The 19,558-nt window shown below is 56.3% G+C and carries 7 protein-coding genes; 3 read left to right on the top strand and 4 right to left on the bottom strand.

Annotated features, from left to right (window positions below; genetic code table 11):
- Positions 1-386: 386 nt before the first annotated feature.
- Positions 387-6,836, bottom strand: coding sequence for a hypothetical protein (locus tag SFX18_09655; GenBank protein MDX1963407.1), 6,450 nt, complete (start codon positions 6,834-6,836; stop codon positions 387-389).
- A gap of 239 nt (positions 6,837-7,075) precedes the next feature.
- Here SFX18_09655 and SFX18_09650 point away from each other — a divergent pair, with 239 nt between their 5' ends.
- Both SFX18_09650 and SFX18_09645 read left to right on the top strand, forming a co-directional pair.
- A complete protein-coding gene (locus tag SFX18_09650) occupies positions 7,076-7,498 on the top strand; it encodes a hypothetical protein (protein ID MDX1963406.1) in 423 nt (140 codons plus the stop codon).
- A gap of 376 nt (positions 7,499-7,874) precedes the next feature.
- Complete coding sequence (locus SFX18_09645; GenBank protein ID MDX1963405.1) at positions 7,875-9,572, top strand: amidohydrolase; 1,698 nt, start codon at positions 7,875-7,877, stop codon at positions 9,570-9,572.
- 128 nt (positions 9,573-9,700) lie between these two features.
- Here SFX18_09645 and cysS read toward each other — a convergent pair whose 3' ends face one another.
- Positions 9,701-11,392, bottom strand: a complete 1,692-nt coding sequence (cysS, locus tag SFX18_09640; protein ID MDX1963404.1) for a cysteine--tRNA ligase — start codon at positions 11,390-11,392, stop codon at positions 9,701-9,703.
- A gap of 346 nt (positions 11,393-11,738) precedes the next feature.
- Complete coding sequence (locus SFX18_09635; protein ID MDX1963403.1) at positions 11,739-12,950, bottom strand: VCBS repeat-containing protein; 1,212 nt, start codon at positions 12,948-12,950, stop codon at positions 11,739-11,741.
- Positions 12,951-13,434: 484 nt separating this feature from the next.
- Between SFX18_09635 and SFX18_09630 the strand changes: the two genes are divergently transcribed.
- Complete coding sequence (locus SFX18_09630; protein MDX1963402.1) at positions 13,435-17,154, top strand: MFS transporter; 3,720 nt, start codon at positions 13,435-13,437, stop codon at positions 17,152-17,154.
- A gap of 467 nt (positions 17,155-17,621) precedes the next feature.
- Here the strand turns inward: SFX18_09630 and SFX18_09625 are convergent.
- Positions 17,622-19,558, bottom strand: a 1,937-nt coding sequence (locus SFX18_09625; protein ID MDX1963401.1) for a putative Ig domain-containing protein, incomplete at its 5' end; no start/stop codon positions are given.

Here is a 19,558-nt window from a genome sequence, read left to right as displayed (position 1 = left end):
GAGCCATGGCGTACCGCGACGGGTAACCCAGTTGGCTAATCTGGCCTTGCTAGCGGGAGCGGGATCAAACCTGCGCAGCATCGACCCCACGCTGATTGATTCCGCATGGCATGGTCTGGGCCTGGCGGAAGTGGCGTAATCAATTACGAATTACGAATTTTTCTCGTAGCAAAATTCGCTAGAATTCCGAAGTCAACGCGTGGCGGAATTCACCAGAATTCCGAAGTTAACGCGTAGCGGAATTCACTAGAATTCCAAATTGAATGTGTAGCGGAATTCGCCAGAATTCCAAAGCTCTCGTTGAACCACGCCCGGTACTTTTGCAAGTTCCGCTACGTTCTCCACCCAGAACTTTTGCAAGTTCCGCTACAAGTTCCCCTCTTTCGCTACCGTTGCGGGGGACTTGCCTCCCGCACCACCGCGCCAAAGTCCTCGCTCATGATCAAGAGCGAAAACTTGTCCACAAAGTCCAGCTCATTGGTGGAAAGCGATGTATAGTCAAACCGGCCCCGCAGGTCGGTGTAACCATCTTTATAAAACCGGACATTGCCATCCTTCATCCGGGCGTAAACCTTGACATATACCTTGGGCAAGGGTTTATCGGCGTCGGCCCGCGTGACGCGCACCTGGCCAAAGTTTTCCACTACCGTCGCCCGCAGCGAGTTGGAATAATACGCCTGTTGGCGCGATACTCCGGCGCCGCTAATTTCCACCAGGATATTGCTAGTTGCCAGCTTTTCGGGTACGGCAAACTCATGGCTGGTGGCCCCTTCGGGCACTTCGATCGTCTCGGTCAAATTCGGTTGAATGAACGAGAACTGCCGGGATTCTCCCTGCACAAACGGGTTGCGGCTAAACAGCAACTCCAGGTCCATCAGATAGTAATTCACCCGCAGCCGGGGAACATTTTGCAGATTGAGCCGCACCGTGCGATTATCAATCTTAAAGTCCAGGCTGGGCGTGCGGGCCGCCTGGGCGGTTTGCACCTGGGTGCGATTCTGTTCATCAGCGATGGCGACCGCGGGCTGGGCGATCTCATCGGCTTGATTGATGACGTTTTGAAACGCCGTGCGCCAGCGGTTGACCGGATATTCGGCGTACTTGGCGGCGATTTTGCGGGCGGTATCGGGGTCGCTCTGGCTAAAACTGAGATACGCGGCAAAGTAATCGTACTGCAGGCGGGTGGGCAACTGTTCGGGATTGACCTTTTCAAAGAAATCCAGCGATTCGGCCACGCGGTCCTGCAAGAGCAGATAGTAGATAACCACCATCCGCTCGGTATCATTTAGCGTGCGGCGATAGGACAGAATCTTTAGCAGTTTATTATACTGCGTAAAAAACCGGTCATTCAGAATTTGCCGCGTGCGGCCCAGTTGGCCCACCCGCGCGTTGACCAGCGGCATGTAGTCGAGTTGTTCAAATGCGCGGCGAGTGACAGGGTCAATGGTAAGGAGCGGGCTATCCAGCCAATCGCCGGTCTGGGCGACAAAATCCCCCGCAAACTGCAAAAACTGGCGGATGCTGGCCGGATCGTTATGCAACACGCCATACGACCACAAGGTGTGGTGATAAATATGCCGCGCGGAAAGCAGCGCCAGCACGCTGTTAAAAAATTCCTTATCCTGCACGCGCCAGGCGATCCGGTCCAGATTAACCCGCAGCACGTTCTCGCGCTTGAGGAACGCCAGGACGTCGTCGTTGGATCCATGCTGCGAGATATAGTCCCAGGACTGTTGGTCCACATTTGTCAGTTCCCGCACCACATTAAATGTAAACGGCTGGGCAAAGGCGAGCACTTCGTTGACGGCGGCCGCGGGGGCTTTTTCTGCGGCTTCTTTTTCACCCTCGTCTTTTTCACCACGGGGGGCTTCAGCCGGCGCAGGCGCGGCGGCCTGGGCGGACGCAACTTGCACGGGATAGTGGGCAAACTTGCCCGCCACCGGAAAATAGAAAAAGTATTCCAGCGTTTGCGTGTGATACGGTTCCAGGTCCAGCGGCACGCTTTTGGTCGCCTGTCCCCCCAGCACCGGCAGCGAACCGGCGGGGATTTGCATGAGCACGCTGACTTTCTTGCGCGATGAAGTGGGATTCGTCACCACGATGCTGCACCCGTACACCACATCGACCAAAAATTCCTCGCTGATAAATTTGTCAAACGTTTCGCCATTTTCCTGGCGAAAGCGCTCGCCATGGCGGAAAAAGTTCTCGCTGACCAAAATCGGGGCACGCTCGGCTACTTTGTCGGCGGGTAGAATTTGTTCGTGATAGACCACTATGGGCGAAGCGGCCGTCAGGCTCATCTTTGGCCCGTCGAATTTGACCTCGTGCTTGCCCGCGGTATGCGGAATGTCCAGTAGCGCGAGCGCGGTCAGCATCTCGTGCAAATTGCGGGTCGCCTCGGCCAATTGAGTGGATTGGAACGGCTGGTTGAGATCCGCCTCCGCCACGGAATTCCAAAATGGGTTTACGCTGATCAGGCCCGCAGTCTGCTGATCAATGGTCAGGCGGTAATAGTTGCTCTCCGCCCATTCCATTGTTTTATCTAGCTTACGGTAATACTGTTCCACGCTTTTGCCCAAAGCGCGGTCATCGGCAAAGAAATTCACCCCATCGCTGTCCCCTTTGCCATCTTTAGTGCGGAAGGCCCCACGGCGCTGCATTTCGGCTTGCTTCTTGCCACTGCTCTCCTCGCGGAGTTTTTCGGCGCTTTCTAGTTTTGGCTCGGCGGCCGCGATGGCCGCCGCCAAAGGGGCTGGCGGCGCGGGTGCTCCCGGTGCGTTAAACGCATAGGTGGCTCCAGCGGGCATGTCGGCGGCGCGTTCTAAAAATTTATCCGCTTTCGCCTCTTCCTGCAAAATTGCTTTGCGGATTCCCAGGCTGTCGCCAGTCTCCAGCGCGCTCCCCTTGATCGCTGTTTCAAATAGCAAGCTCTGCCGATTGCGGTCAATGGCCAACAGCGAAAATTGATCCCGCACCAGGCGTTTGATAGGCCCACTCGCTGCTTTCACGCGATTGGCGACCAACAGCCGCTCCAGCGTATTGGACCGCTCAAATTCCCACGGTTGCAGGTCCTCCGCCAGATCCGCCGATAAGAGCCAGCGGTCCAGCAGTTGCTTTTCTTTTTTATTTCCCAAGTATGGCAAAAGGACATTCTTAAAAAAATCCGGATCTTTTCTGTATATAAACAAGTGCAGCTCATGACAGGCGTACTTGTGATAAAAGTCCCGCTTTTCCTCGTCCTTCAGATTGGGCCAATTCCTCAGAAATGAGAACTCGGCGAATTTGGGATCGCCATTCAGTGCTCCATACAGCAACTGCACCTTCGGCAGCGTGTCATACAGCTCAAACCGGCTGCTGGTCACATCCTCGATGCCAAATTGCTCGTTCGCCTGCAAGATATTGATCCGCTGCTGCCTCATAAAATGTTTGGCGGGATCGAGCGTCTTGGCCAGCCGCAAGTCCAGAAACTGTGCTTTTTTCGCTGGCAGGGTGATCCGACGAACTGCCGTGTTTTGCGGATCGATCGCCAGGATAAAAATGTCCTGGTGATTGCCCAAATCCTTACGGTCGATTTCGATCACTCCCTGCTCATTTGCTTCCAGATTGACGAGCACGAGCGATGTATTAGCAAGAAAATTCAGATTGGCAAAGTCGGCGTTGCCAGCCATTGCAGAGCCTCCAGCCTGCTGGACTTCCATTGCCTTTGCCATAGCGGCCGCGTCCCCCGCCACCCCCCCAAACTGCGTCCCGTCCAGCGCTTCCTGCTGGGCGGTTTCGGTACTCCGCACCGCCCAGGGGTTCAGGAGCAGGCTGGGGCGTTCCAGCATATTGCCGGGAAACTTTTGGGAAAAGCGGCGCTCGATGATGTAGCGGAACTCGTCGCCGATGTCCCGCCCCTCGATATATTGGGATTGGACCCGCGGCGTAAAGATCAGTCCCGGCTCGCGACTGCGGGCAAACAGATACTCATAGGCCAAAAAGCGGGGTTGGTACCGATTGGCCAGCACATGCACCCGCGCGACGGGGCTATTATTGACTAGGGTAATTTTAATTTTTTCGCCTTCCACCGCAATTGGCGGCAAACTAAGCGGCTGGGGGTTGATGACTTGCAGCTTGCGCGAGTTACCCAGCACATAGTGTTGCTGTTGTTTTCCGGCGGTGATGCGCACGTCCATAGTCGCTTTTTGCGAGCGAATCCAAAGTCGGTAATCCCCCGGCGGGAGCTTGCTAATGATTAACAATCCCGGCTGGCGGGACAGATGCTCAAACCGGTCGACGACATAGCGGTCGCCGCGCAGTTCCAACAGTGTCAGGTCGCCGCGGTCCAGTTCTTCCCCCGGAGCGGGATAGGGAAGCTGCAACGGCGCGGTTGTGCCACCATGCAAATTCGCGGGGTAACTATGCCCATCGACCAACAGCGGCCACCCCTGGGTCTGTCCCTGGGGACCGGTGGCGGTGACATATTGCACACCGGGAAGCGGTCCCAGCGAGATCCGGCCCCCCGCATCGGTTTGCAGCGTCAGATTGACCGGTTGCTTAAAGTCGTGCAGTTTTAGCGAAATTTGCACCGCGCGGTCGGCCTTGTTTTCGCCCGTCTTCCCCAGCAGTTCTAAAAAGTAGTTCTTTTCGGATTTGATAAAGTGCAGGGCCTCGGTCTTTTCGGTCCGGTCAATTTCGTTAATGGCAAAGGTTTGCTCGGCGGCAAAGTTGGTCTTTTGATTTTGGCTGTGGACCTGCGCTTTGGCTTGCAGCACAAACCGCACACTGGCCAAGCGCTGGGGGACCAAAAATGGGACGGTAATCTCGCGGTCATCGAGAAACTTGAGGTCGGTGATCACCTTGGTTGAAACGACGTTATCCAAATCAGTGGAAACAATCGTGAGGATCGGTTCCTCCAGCACTTTGCCCGTGACCGGCGTGCCATTGAGCGACAAGCGGGGCCGAACCAGCAGTTGGGCCTCGCGGCGGCTAAGGAGTTCCTCGCGATCGACATAAAATCCCGCGTTCAGTGAATACGCCTCGGCGGCATGTTCAAAATACTCTAGCGTGGAAAAGCCGTTCGCGGATAAAATCAGTGGCTGCCGCCCTGTTTGGTTGCTAAACGGCAAGACAATTTCCTGTTTATCATTCGCGGTATACAACGTGCCGCCATGCCAAATCGTGGCGTTGGGAACAATTTGATTTTGCTCGTCCAGGATGGTAAAAATCTGCCCCGCCACGCTTTGACGGCTGATAAATTGCAGCTTTCCCTTGCGAATAAGCGCCCGGCTGGCCCGCCCATTGCCGATAAAGTCAATCACATACACGCCCCGCTGCTTTAGCTGGGGAAATTCAAAGTGGCGTTTGACGCGGCGAACGGCGGGATCGGCATAGGTTAGCGTTTGTTCCGAGTTGGCCACCAAGCCGTCCAGGTTGATATCGGTGCCGATTTCCGACAATTGTTGCCGGTAATAACTGTCGGTGTTGATCTCAAACACTTTGACAATCAGCGTGCCGACGTTCTTGACGTACAGGTCCAAGGCAACCGGCTCATCCACGGCAAACTCGGTCTGGTTGGTCGGGGCAAAGTCCAGATCGATCCGCTCCCGCAGTTGCCGCGCTTGTTCCGGCGGCAGCAGCGCGTACCAACGTTCGGCGTCACCCACGCCATTGACAATCTTGGCCTCGGCAAAGAGCTGCCGCAGGTAATCCTCGCGCACCAGGGGCTTAAATTCGGCAAAATCTTCCGCTTCCACAAAGTACGCCAAAAACAGGCTGCGAACGAGCGGTTCGTCATTTCCCACGACCGGCAACTGTGTCAGCGGCGTGTAATCGGCCTGGAGGTTGGCCTGCCGCTCGCGACGTTCCAGGGGCTCCAGGTACTTTGGTTCGATATAAACGGCGTTTTTGGGGAGTTGCAAATACTCCACAAACAACGCGCGGTCAAATTTTCCTTCTTTTTGATCCAACAACAACAGGTGGTACAGGACATGCGCCTTGAGCGAGTTATGCACGCTATCCAGCGTCGCGGCGTATTCCCGCAGGCGATTTAAATACGCCCGTAGCTCGGCCCGGTTTTGCCGCCAGTTTGTGTCATTGTCCGGGGCCAGCCGGACCAGCATGGCATTCACAAAGCGGCCATTGTTGCGCAAATCGGGCTTGAGCTTTAGCACTTCTTCCAGTTGGCTCAGTAGCAACTGGTCATGAATGGCAAACTGGCCAAAGCCGCCGCTATCGCGGTGATTCAGGTCATCCACCACCATTTTTGCCAGGTCGGGATAGTCGGGCCGGCTCAGCCGGGCGAGCAGTTGCCGCCGTTGATCGGGATTCAGCTCGTCCGTGGCCAGCCATTCCAGGGCACTATCCTCAAACCCCTCCAGCGTATTGCTAAACTGCTGTAGCGCCAGCGCGCGCAGCGTGTCGCGGCTAATGGATTTTGGATCGAGCGCGGTGGGAAGTTGCGGCTTTTGATTAAGGAGTTCCCGCTGATGGTTAAACTGTAAATTCAACCGTTGGCGAATCAAATCGAGCGCGGCCTGGGGATTCTTTTTATAATTTAAAAGCGCCTGGCGATTTTGAATTTCTATCGCCCGCGGCGTCCAGTTATGCTGCTTGACCCAGGCCGCCAGCAGTTCGTCAACTTTGTCAAATAACTCCTGCGACTGGTAATGCAGGCAATGATAGTAAAAGTAATCCTCGGTGCCGGGAATCAACTGCTTGAGCGCGGCGGCCCGGTCCGGGCCCAGGGAGAAGGACTCTAGCCAGCCAATCTCTCCGGCGCGTGCCGTTCCAGATCCGGGAAAATGCATGAGTCCCATTGCCACCAGCAAAAAAAGTCTTAAAAACCGACGCAACATGCGACACTCCTGGTTGAGCCTGGAGGAATATAGGGATGGTGTCAAGATCCAGAATTGGCCTGCTATAGCGTAGCTTAAAGCCAAAATTTGGCCCCAACTTCACTTTTGTGGGGTTTTTGACGCTAACAGTTGATGGAAGTTCCCCAAAAATGGCTCTTCACAAGACTTTTTGCTAAAAAAATAATTCCCGGCACAAGTGAGCCCCCTCGCATTTTCTATCGCTTAACCCTTAGCCAATAATGACTTACATGCAACGGACCTGGATCATCGGCGCGGCGGCGCTTGTATTGGGTGTGGCCTTAGGCGCTCTGGGAATGGGGTGGGGCCTGCAAAATCAAGCCCCCGATCGGCCTCCTTCCGCGGCCATGATTCTGGTTTATGAGATCGGCAAACTGACCCGCACCATCCAGTTGCACGATGCGGGGAAAATCGCGGCCCTGGCGGCCCACTTTCCCGGTTATGAACGACGCCCCACAAGCAATATCGCGGGAGGTTGGAAGCGCGGTTATGAGGTGTACTTTAATTTTCCCCTGGGAAATACAATTCGATTGGATATCTCTTCCCCAATGAATCACCCCCAGCATTGGTCCCTGGGTGATGGAGATTTTGACGTGGAGGGGGATTTTCACCAGTTTGTGCTGGGATTAGGAGAGGGGGGGTAGGAGATGGAGATGGTTAGCCGCGACGCGCAGCGGAGCGCGGTTGAGAATACGCGGAGGAGCAGGGGAGTGGAGGAGCAGGGACGAGGGACGCCGGGGCCGTTACAAAGCCGCCGATGGCATCGGCGGTCGCGAGGCGCGAGGCGTGGGACGAGGGGCGCCGATGGCATCGGCGGTCAAGCTTTAGCGAGCCTCCAGCCCTTGTAGCACGGACTTAAGTGCGTAGCTCAAATTGACTGCGTGGTCACCGTACAGTGGTGCAAGGACGCGGCTTTTCTAACCCTGCTCACAAAATTCTCATCCAAGATTGGTAAACTAGCCCAGGGCGCGCATTCCACGGCTGTCCATCCGCAATGAACTCTTTTTTTACTATTCTGTTATGACGCACGACTCTTTTGCAACCCATTTGCGTTTACCCGGAGCTGTTTGTTTTTGCTGGCTACTGCTGGCCTGCCCGCTGACTGTCATCGCCCAGGAGCACGCGGACTTGCTGTTAACCGAGGCCAAAATTCACACATTAGATGGCAACTTGCCATCGGCCTCGGTCTTGGCCATTCGGGGAGAGCGGATCATTCATGTGGGCAACGATGTCCCCGCCGAATTGCGGGGGCCGCAGACTGTAGAAATCAAACTTGCGGGAAAAACCGTGGTCCCTGGCTTTATTGACGCGCATTGCCATCCCCGGCCCATCTATCCGCCAGACGCGCCGTGGTATGTGGTCGAATGTGGCCCGGAAAAAGTCCGCTCGCTGGACGAATTGATTGCCGCGCTCAAGGCCAAAGCCGACCGCACACCCGCAGGCGAATGGGTCACGGGGACCAACTATCAAGAAACATTTTTGGGCCGGCATCCCACGCGACACGATCTGGACCAGGCCAGCACAAGGCATCCGATCCTGATCACGCATTCCAGCGGGCACCGCTCGGTAGCCAATAGCCACGCTCTGGAGCTTGCCAAAGTTACACGCGACACCAAATCCCCAATGGGGGGAGAAATCGACAAGGACGCCACCGGCGAACCCACAGGCATCCTGAAGGAGTCCGCCACCGGGCTGGTCCGGCGGGCAGGGCCAAAGTCCACTCAACAACCCACGCCAGAGCAAAAAATTGCCGCCTATCGCCAGTGTCTTGAGGAGTATCTGGCCGCGGGAATCACCGGGATTCATATCGCCGGCACGGGCGCGGATACCGTGGCCATTATTCAGGAGGCCCAGGCGGAGGCCCCGGTCCGGTGCTACGTCATGCTACGGGAAGGGGACCTGAAAGAGGCCGTGTGGCGGAAACGCGCGCAACCCGCTGGAACGCCGCTCGTGCGTTATGGAGCGATCAAACTGTACCACGGCAACTCGCTCAGCGGCCAGACCTGCTGGCTTTCGCAACCTTACGAGCGCCGACCGGATGATTTTGGAGTCCCTCCCGCCCGCACGCAGGAAGAACTGAACGCGCTGATTGAAAAAATTCATCTGGCCGGGTTGCAGGCGTGCGTCCACGCCAATGGCGACCGCGAAATCGACATGCTGCTGACCGCCTTTGAACAAGTATTGGAACGTCACCCTCGCGCGGACCACCGCCACCGGATTGAACATTGCAGCGTGGTGACGGCGGAGATTCTCGCGCGGATCAAAAAGCTGGAACTGGTCATCGCGCCGCATTCCTATATTTATGAACATGGCGACAAAATGGAGGCGTATGGCGCATGGCGCTGGAAGTGGATGCACCCCAACCGCGCGCTATTTGACCTGGGCGTGACCGTGGCGGGAAATTCCGACTCCCCCGTTAGCGCCGCGCGACCGCTCCTCAGGATGCAGGACCTGGTTCGACGGGAGAGCTTTGCCGGAAAAATCTATGGCGCTGAGCAATGCATTAGCCCCGAGCAAGCCCTGGCGTCATGGACAATCCACAGCGCGCGGGGGGGCTTTGGCGAAGCGACAACCGGCTCGCTGGAAGTGGGTAAGTACGCGGATTTGGTGGTTCTGGGAGCCGACCCGCTGGAAGTCCCCACTGACAAAATCAAGGACATCATTGTTGAGCGAACCTACGTGGGGGGAAATCTGGCTTACCAAGCCGCTAAACCGTAGTGCGGAGCATGGAAATTCAGCCCGCAGCGTCAGCAAGGGGGAAATATCTCAGCCCGCAGCGTCAGCAATGGGGGAAATAATGCCGGAATTCTGGCGAATTCCGCTACTTGGCTGCTCCACAATCATTCTTAATTCTTATTTGCCATCTCCCGCGTCCATTCCGTTCCGCCCGGTCGATCCTCGAGCGCGACGCCAAATTCCGCCAGCTTTTTGCGTATCAGGTCCGCCGTGGCAAAGTCCTTGTTCTTGCGCGAATTTGCCCGAATTTCAATCAGCAGGCTCATCAATTGGCCCAACAGGGTTTCATCCCCTCCGCCGCTAGTGCTGACCGGCTGCAAAAACACGCCCAGGATGGCGGTCAACTCTCGCAGGACCGCGACGCCGGTTAAAAAGATGGCCACTTTTTCCGGGGTGGGTTGCGATTCGAGTTTTTCCACATCGCCAAATTTATTAAGCACGCGCAAGAGGTCAAATAGTGCCGCCGTTCCCGCGCCCGTATTAAAGTCGTCATCGAGCGCGTCGCAAAACTTGGCCCGAATGGCACTAACTTCATGATAAAAGTCGGTGGCGGCGGAATTTGCCAAGGCGGCCTCCGCCAAGGACGCATTCCCGGCCGCGCGCGTGCCGGGATAAGGCATTTCATAGTAGCTTTTTCCGCTAATCCGCTGCACGCGCTTAAAGAACCTGTAAAAACCCTCCAACCCGCGCCCCGTTTCGGTGAGCAGTTCATCGCTAAACTGGATCGGGCTGCGGTAATGCGTGCTGAGCAGGAAAAAGCGAATTGCCTCGGGCGAATGACGGGCAAATAGTTCCTTGACGCTGGCCGCCCCCTTTGATCCGGCGATCTTGTTGGCCTCTTGGGCCAATTGCTCGTGGCTGAGGGCGTCGGTCAGGGACGGGGCAGGGGGGGCTTCTGTGGTTGCGGCGGAAGTCTTGTCGCCTTGTTTGTCATGCTGGCCCCCCACTTTGCCCGCTTGGCCGGCGGCTTGCATCAGGCCGTTATGTAGCCAATACCTCGCAAAGGGTTTACCCGTGCAAGATTCGGACTGGGCAAGCTCGTTTTCGTGATGGGGAAACATGAGATCCAGGCCGCCGCCGTGAATGTCAATCGTATCCCCTAGGATTTTTCGAGCCATGGCCGAGCATTCGATATGCCAACCCGGACGCCCCGGTCCCCAGGGGCTATCCCACGCGGGTTCCCCCGCCTTGGATGCCTTCCACAGGGCAAAGTCCGCGGGGTGGTGCTTACCATCCTTGGTCTCGGCGCGGGTTCCCGCCAACATATCCTCCAGGCTCCGGCGGCTCAGTTTGCCGTAATCCGCGTCCTTGAGGCATTGAAAATAGACATCCCCCGCCAGCGGATACGCATAGCCCCGCTCGATCAAGGTGGTGATGATTTCCTGCATTTCGGCAATGTGGGCCGTCGCGTAGGGGGTCTGGTCGATGCCCCCCGGACCAACCGTCACTCCCATGACTCGCAGATTATCAAAATAATCATCGGTCATTTTGCGAGCCAGGGTCTCCACGGAAGTCCCCAGTTCGCGGGCCTTGTTAATCAGTTTGTCGTCCACGTCGGTGATATTGACCACCCAGGTGACGCGGTAGCCCAAATAGGTCAGATAGCGCTTGATGGTGTCAAAAATGACGGGACCGACCATGTGACCGATATGGGCGGGTTTGTAAACGGTCGGCCCGCACAAATACATACTGACTTGGCCGGGCCGCACCGTCTGAAACGGTTCCTTGGCACGGGTCAGGGTGTTATAAACCTTGAGTGTGGAAACAGCGTTGGCGGGAGGGGTCAGAGTGGCGACGGACATAAGCGGGGAATAATATGTAGAAGATTATTTGGGTGGGCCAGCACAAGGACGCTCGGACAGACCCACCCCGGCCAAAACAGTATTGTCTAAAATTTAGGCATTTTGGGAAACAGCAAAATCTTGTAGTTGATCGAGGAATATCCAGATGTTGGAGGGGGAAAGCAAAGGCAATATGTAACGGCGAGTTGCACTCGCCGAAGTCAATGCCAACGGAGTAAAATTCGCCAATACAACTGTTTGGGGGTTCTGGCCTCGCTTTGAACCCTCGCCACCTACATATCGCATGTTGGCGAGTAAAACTCGCCACTACGGATTTGTGGCGAGAAAAAACTCGCCAGTACGAGGTTTACTGTGCGATCTGCTCCAGCAAATACACCCCTTTTTTATTGCTGACAATAACATCAGGCAGCTTGTCGCCGTTGATATCGGCTACCTCGAACTGGGTCCCCACGCCGCTATTGTGGTCAATATGGTGCATTTTCCAGTGGGCTTGGCCATTTTCACGCGACAGTTCAAACCAAACCACCACCGCCGGGTCATTGGGATTGGCATCGCCATTAGGGCCATGGGCCCACCAGCGTTTGCCGGTCACAATGTCTTTTAGCCCATCGCCATTCATATCCACTAGATTCAGGCTATGACTTTGCGAAAAATCCTTGGAAATGGTGTGCGTTTTCCAACCTTCGGGTGTTTGCTCATGCCACCAGACACCGATTTGATGCGCGCTGCTATTGATAATGTCGCTATCCCCATCGCCATCCACATCGTAGGCATACATGTGGGCACAATCCTGGCCAAACGAGGCCGGGTGAAATTTCCACAACTCAGAACTTTCCACGGCGGGGGCCTCCCACCAGCCATCCTTAACAAATAAATCCTGGCGGCCGTCGCCGTTGACATCTCCCGCGCCAATCCCGTGAGAGTACTTGGTCGTCATGGGGGCTTGGTATTCGCTGAGCCGCTGGATGGTCCATTTGGCCAGGGGATCCGCAACCCGTTTGATGATCGCCTGGTACCGCTTTTCCCCGTCGGGATTATTGGCGTCATCACATGTCGCCATGATCCATTCGCGCTGGCCGTCCCCATCCAGGTCCAGGTACTGGGGACTTTCGTTGTTTGTCACGGGTGTGCATTCGTGGCGTTTCCAGGGACCGGACTGGTTTTGGGGATTTTCAAACCACCAGGTCGGCTTACCCGGAAAATCGACCACCAGCAGATCCACCCAGCCGTCGCCATTCAGATCGTCGGCGGCATTCACAAAGCTGTCGCTGTAGCCATGCGGATTGTGTTCTTCGGCCTTTTCGCGGACTTGGTGCATCTTCCAGTCAGGGGCCGCGTACCACACGCTTCCCGCGGCAATGTCCAGTTTGCCATCTTTATTAAAATCACCCACCGCCACCCCTTCGCTGCGAAATTTTTCGTCGAGCATGGTCCGCTTGAATTTGATTTTTTCGCCGGAAATTCCCTCCGCTGCCCGAGCGGGTTGGGCCGTACTCCCCCCCCATAATCCGCAATAAATCACGCCCAGTGCCAGCCAAAAATTTCTTTGCCAGACCATCTGTCTTGCTCCTCGCGGATGAAAAATCACAATTTATTCCCTTCACTAACAGACTATCTTAAGGGAGTTGGCTGGGCCTTGTAAAGCGAAATGCACCCCGGCGGACGGCAGGAAAAATAAAGCCGATAATCAAGTAAAACAGATATTTGCCAGTTTTTACTTCAGTACCGACGCTGTGTTTGTGACCAAAACACCCTGGCGGGGAACAAAGAACTTTATTCACCTGGTGCAGGGGTTATCACGGCAATTTTAAAGAAGCCCACCCGCCAAAAAGGCCTAAATTTTACATTTACCGGTCAAAGTCCGCATTCTCAGATTGGCCAAATCAATTATGATAGTGCCATCCTAGGGGGGGAAGCCGGTTTGCCGCGGTTTGCACGCGGGTGGTAGCGGTCGACCAGAGTAATAGCCGGATTTACCCCCTGGTCAATCGAGCGATGCCAAAAACCCCACCTAGAGTTTTCGCAATTTCTGGATCACACGCATGACAAACTCATCCGAACCGGTGGCCGTTCCCAGCCTGCTCACCCATGAGGTCAGTGGCGACACCAGCGCAAATCTATTTCCCGCCACGGATAGTGTTCAAGAAAGCCAATTATGGAACCGCTCATTCGTGGGCCTGCTGGCGGCCCAAGCCCTGGGGACGGTAAATGACAATATCTTTCGCTGGATGGTGGTGGGGTTGGCGTTAAAGTTTGCGACCAGCGCTAGCCATCAAAGCATGCTGATTGGGATTGGGACAATTTGCCTGACGTTGCCATTTTTGGTGTTTGCCGCGCCGGCGGGATTTTTGGCGGATCGGTTTGCCAAATCACGGATTGTGGCGGGTGCCAAATTCTTGGAAATTGTCGTGATGCTGGCCGGGGCCATCGCGATTTGGTCGGCGCTGGCTACCGGAGAGCTTTATAGTGTGTTTATCGTGCTCTTTTTTATGGGGGCCCAAAGCGCTTTATATTCCCCCGCGCGCATGGCCTCCCTGCCCGAGATGCTACCCGAACGCCTCATTTCCAAAGCCAACGGCTGGTTCGGGCTGACGACGCTGGTCAGTGTGATCGTGGGAACCGGCATCGGCAATTATCTGGCCGACTTGCTCAAAGGTCCCGGAGGAGAAAGCTATCTCTGGCTCTGCGCCGGGGTTATTCTGGGGGTGGCGGCTGTCGGTTGGGGGTTTAGCCTGCTCATTTCTTATCGTCCGCCGGGAAATCCGCAATTGGATTTTTCCTGGAATTTTATCAACACCACCTGGCAGGATTTGAAGCTGCTATATGCCAATAAAGCGTTGTGGCGCGTGGCCATGGGGATCATGTTTTTTTGGTCGCTGGCGGCCATGTCCAACCAAAACGTCGACCAACTGGTCAAAGAGGGAGCACCCGCCGGGGCGATCCGTTATGCCGATGATTTTGCCGCGCGAAATGCCGCCGCGACCAACACCGAAACGACCCCTGTCGCTTCCACCACTACGCCGGAAACGAAACAATACATCACCCAAAGCGATAACACGCCATTTTTAATCTGCCTGACATTGGGCGTGGGGATTGGCAGCCTGTTGGCGGGATACTGGTCGGGAAATCGTGTCGAACTGGGAATCTTGCCGCTGGGGGCGATAGGGGTGATATTCACCACTTTATTATTATGGTTTTGCGGGGGAAGTCTGTTCGTCTTGGTGGATGGCGTCCTGCAAATCACCGTCTGGCACGTGGTAACTTGCGGTTTATTGTTTTTACTGGGGGCCAGCGCGGGACTATTTGATATTCCACTGGAAGCCTACATGCAAGAGTATAGCCCGCGGCAAAACCGGGGCTCGCTATTGGCGGCGAATAACTTTTTGTCGTTTAGCGGCATCATCGGAGTGAGCCTGCTTTATATGCTCTTACGGTCCGAATTGGGCGCCACCGTGACCCGCCCGGATGGCACCATCGGCCGGGAGCCGCTCTTTTCGGCACAGACGATCTTTCTGCTCTGCGGGTTAGTAACCATCCCGGTGCTGTATTACATTGTGAAGCTGATCCCCCAGGCCGCGGTGCGGTTTGTGGTCTGGCTGGTCACGTCGGTCTTGTACCGCATCAAGCTCACCGGGGCCGAGAACATCCCCGCCAGCGGGCCTGTGCTGCTTACCAGCAATCATGTTTCGTGGCTGGACGCCGTGGTCATCATTTTGACCTGCCCCCGGCCCATTCGCATGTTCGCCTGGGCGGGAAACTTTGAAAATAAACTGATGCGCACGCTGGCGGAACAGTGGGGAGTAATCCTGGTCACGGCTAATCCCAAATCAATTATCAGGGCCCTTAAAACCGCCAACGAGGCCCTCAAAAACGGCGAGGTGGTCTGCCTCTTTCCCGAAGGAGAAATCTCGCGCACGGGCAATTTGCAAACCTTTAAGCCCGGAATGATGAAAATTCTTGACGGCACCAACGCCCCCGTGGTTCCCGTTTATCTGGATCAACTGTGGGGCAGTATCTTTAGCTTTGACGATGGCAAATTCTTTTGGAAATGGCCCCGCCAGTGGCCTTATCCCGTGGGCGTGCACTATGGCGCGGCATTGCTGAATGTGACGGATATTTCTCAAACGCGCAACGCCGTCCTGCGTCTGGGGGCTCAGGCCGTGCGCGAACGGACCCAGGCCCGTACGTCGATCGGGTACGAGGGGTTGATTGGCTGCTTTCGCAAGAAATTCCGGCCGAAATTCTCTGACACCACGGGGGCAAGCTTGACCGGGGCCGCCACCGTCACCCGCGCGCTGATCCTGCGGCGCGTACTGCGACGAATACTAGGCCCCGCCGAAAAAACCATCGGCGTGCTCTTGCCACCGACCGTGCCGGCGGCGGTGACCAATTTTTCGCTGGTGCTGGACCGGCGAGTGATTAGCAATCTCAACTACACTTGTACCGCGGAAATCCTGAATTCCTGCCTGGAACAGGCGGGCATACAAACCGTCATCACCAGCCAAAAGTTTTTGGACAAAATGGATTTAAAGCTCCAAGGACGCATGATACTTCTGGAGGATGTCAAAGGAATGGTCACCACCTGGGATAAGGTGGTCGCCGCGCTGCAAACCTGGCTGTTGCCAAAATCGGTGCTGGCGTGGTGGCTGGGGATCTTGCGCACCCCGGGGTCGGATCCGCTCACGATCATCTTTACCAGCGGATCCACCGGCAAGCCCAAGGGTGTCGTCCTGACCCACGGCAATGTCAAAGCCAATGTCGAGGCGATTGATCAAGTGATCCATCTGCAATCCGAGGATGTGCTCTTGGGGATTTTACCGCTCTTTCACGCGCTGGGCTCCACGGTCACGCTCTGGGCGGGATTGCTGCTAAATCTCAAGGTGGCCTACCACTTTAGTCCGCTGGACGCCAAACAAGTGGGCAAACTATGCCGTGAAGCGGGGGGAACCGTGCTGCTCACCACGCCCACGTTTTTGCGCAGTTACATCCGGCGGTGCGAGGCGGCGGATTTTGCCACGCTCAACACGGTCATCACCGGGGCCGAGAGATTGCCCCAGGACGTGGCGGACGCCTTTGAAGAAAAATTCCATGTGCGGCCGGTGGAAGGGTACGGCACGACAGAGCTAGCGCCGCTGGCGTCGGTGAATATCCCCCCCAGCCGTAGTGTCAAGGGATTTCATTCCAACCGCAAGGAAGGAACCGTAGGCCGGCCCGTCCCCGGCGTCTGCGCCGAAATCCGCGATCCCGAGACCCGCGCCCCGCGCGCTTGCGGCGAGGATGGCCTATTGTGGATAAGCGGCGGCAACGTGATGGAGGGGTATCTTCATCGACGCGACTTAACGGATCAGGTACTCGTGGATGGCTGGTACTGCACGGGCGATATGGCGCGTTTGGACGAGGAGGGGTTTATCCAAATCACGGGCCGATTGAGCCGCTTTTCAAAAATCGGGGGAGAGATGGTCCCCCACGGCGCGGTGGAGGAAGAGTTATTAAAAGCGGTCGGCGCGGGAGACGCCGAACAACAACCCCTGGCCGTGAGCGCCGTGCCTGATGAAAAAAAGGGAGAGCGCTTGATCGTGCTGCATACAGGACTTAACCGGACACCCGCCGAACTGGCCAAAGCCCTCACCGAAGCGGGCCTGCCAAATCTGTATATTCCCGGGAATGACTGTTATTATCAGGTGGATAGCTTGCCAATTTTGGGGACAGGCAAACTTGATCTGGCGGGGATCAAGAAAATGGCTGAACAACTAGCGGGGTAGAATCTCAGCCCGCTGCGTAAGCAAGGGACTCACTGCTGGTCGGGAGTCTGACGCGGTGAAAACGCTTTTGGCAATCAGGCTTGCTCGCGGAAGACTCCCGTCCCCCTTAATGCCTTATATTATTTTAGCCACGGATTGGTACTGATTTTCACGGATTGTATGCATCATTGACTTGCGAGAAGTCTTTAAAGGCATTTATCCGTACTTCTCACCTTTCAAATCTTCGCAACGTGCGAAGATTATTTGTTGCTCAAGCATTTGCGGGCCAAATGCCCGACCTTTCCCAGCCTAGGGCATGCGCAGCGTCGCCCTAGGTTCAGAGGAAGGAATTTAGGGAAGGGCCAACGGCCCGATTCATATTCTTGCCTATCAAATAAGTGTAAAATCTTAGTTTACGGGCTGAAGCCCGTACCACGTCTCATCCGTGCCGATCCGTGGCTATAAATGAAGTTAGCCATCCCCCCCTCCTACCCACGCTTCCCCAGCCAGTACCGTCCGCCGCGGCGATTATTGACTTGCTCCGTGACTAGCGGTACCGCGACTGGCGCGGATTTCTTGGCCGCAATCACCGCGGCTGGTAGCGCGGCCAGCGCCGCCGCCGCCAGGGGCAACGGCGTGTTAGCCGCATAACGGGCTATACGATCCGAACCGCCGGGTGTGGTCATCGGCCGCGCGTCATCCAGGGAAACCGCCGTCAGCCGCGGATCCACGCCCTGATCGAGGGCCTTGGTAGTTTGCGCGGGTGCCAACCGCACGCCGTTTAGCTCTTCGGCGCTTTCAGCGGCTTCCCAACCGTTCATACCTTCCGCCAGATAGCCAGCCAGGGCCAAATCTTGCAGTTGGCGCGGAGTCGCTTGCGATCCCAACCGCGACAGGACCATTCCCGCTAGCTGGCGACCCTGCTCATTCCAGCGCATCAGGCTCTGTTGTGTTTCAGCGGGAGCGGCCTGTACCTCGCCTGATTGGAACGGATTTTCCAGTGGATTTCCCTGGGGTCGGGGTGTTTCATCCTGCTGCTGCTCAGCGGGCTGCTCGGGGGTGGAATCTCCCTGGGCGGAACCGTCAATCACAGGCTTTTGGGTGTTTTGCTCGACGCCTTCCGTCACCCCTTGCAAGCGATTCGTCCCTTCGTTAATGCCCAGACCCGGATTACCAGGCGTCGTGGGAGGGGGTAAATCCGCCACGTTGACAAGTTCACTTAGCACCACCTCTGGATCTACGCTGCTGGCAGCCGTATCCAGCACCACCGGCGTGTTTATCGGCGGGGTCGGCGCGGAAAACAAGGCAAAAATCGGCCCGGGATTAAAATTATTTACCTGGATAAAGAATGATGCCGTGCTCGACAGCCCTAGCGAATCCGTCACACCAACCACCAATTCATTGAGACCCGGCACCGCGCCGGTCGTATCCCAACGGATCTCTCCCGTGAGGGGATTGATGGTCGCCCCGGCGGGAGCATTGATTAAGTCAAAGGTCAACGTTTGGGCAGCCAGGTCCCCATCCGTGGCCAATACCGACATACTGGCAATGGCCCCCTGGAACACATTGACTGTACTCCCCCCGTTGAGCAGCGTCGGAGCGGTGTTCACCTCGCTGACGGTCACGGTCAATTGCCGCTGGGCAAATTGACCCAGATTATCAGTCACACGAACGGAAAAGTTGAATTGCGCCGGGCCTTGGGCCTCGCCGGGAGTCCACAAGATTTCCCCGGTGGCGGCGTTGATGGTCATTCCAGTGGGGGCGTTTACCAGCGAAAAAGTCAGTGTCTGGGTCGGGGTATCCCCATCCGTCGCGGTGGCAGACGTGGTAAATGCCTCTAGCTCATCAATGGTGAAGCTGGTTTCGACATTTAAAACAGGGGGTTGATTTACCTCCGTGACATTAATCGTCAAGGTCAATTCCGCGGTTGCTCCCTGACTGTCCGTTGCCCGAATAACCGCGGTGCGGGTCAGGCCCCCGTCCGCTTCGCCCGGCGTCCAGGTAAACCGACCGGTTTGCGCGTTAACCGCAGAGCCAGCGGGACCAGAGACCAAGGAATAAGTCAACGTTTGCGCGGGAAGGTCGGGATCGGTAAAGGGGACATTCACGCTCAGGGGGACATTTTCGGTCGCGGCCAGGGGAGCAACCGAACCCGCCTGGGGAGGGGTGTTCGCCTCCGCCACTGTTCCGCTGATTGTGGTATCGCTAAAGAGTCCGCCGCTATCCTGCACACGGACTGTAATGCTGTAGTTGGTGCCTCCTTGCGATTCACTGGGCGTCCAGGTGATTCGGCCCGTCGCGCTATTCAGCGTCATCCCGGCGGGAAGAGGGGTCTGCGCGGTATAGGTCAAGACATCGCCCGTGTTCGGGTCGCTGCCGGGAATGTCCAAGACCAGCGGCGTCCCTTCGGTGGCATTCTGCGTGA

This window comes from Pirellulales bacterium, assembly GCA_033762255.1.
In the GTDB taxonomy this organism is placed as follows: Bacteria; Planctomycetota; Planctomycetia; order Pirellulales; family JALHPA01; genus JANRLT01.
The sequence above is the reverse complement of the archived record's forward strand: the minus strand, read 5'-3'. Positions and strand labels throughout refer to the sequence as shown.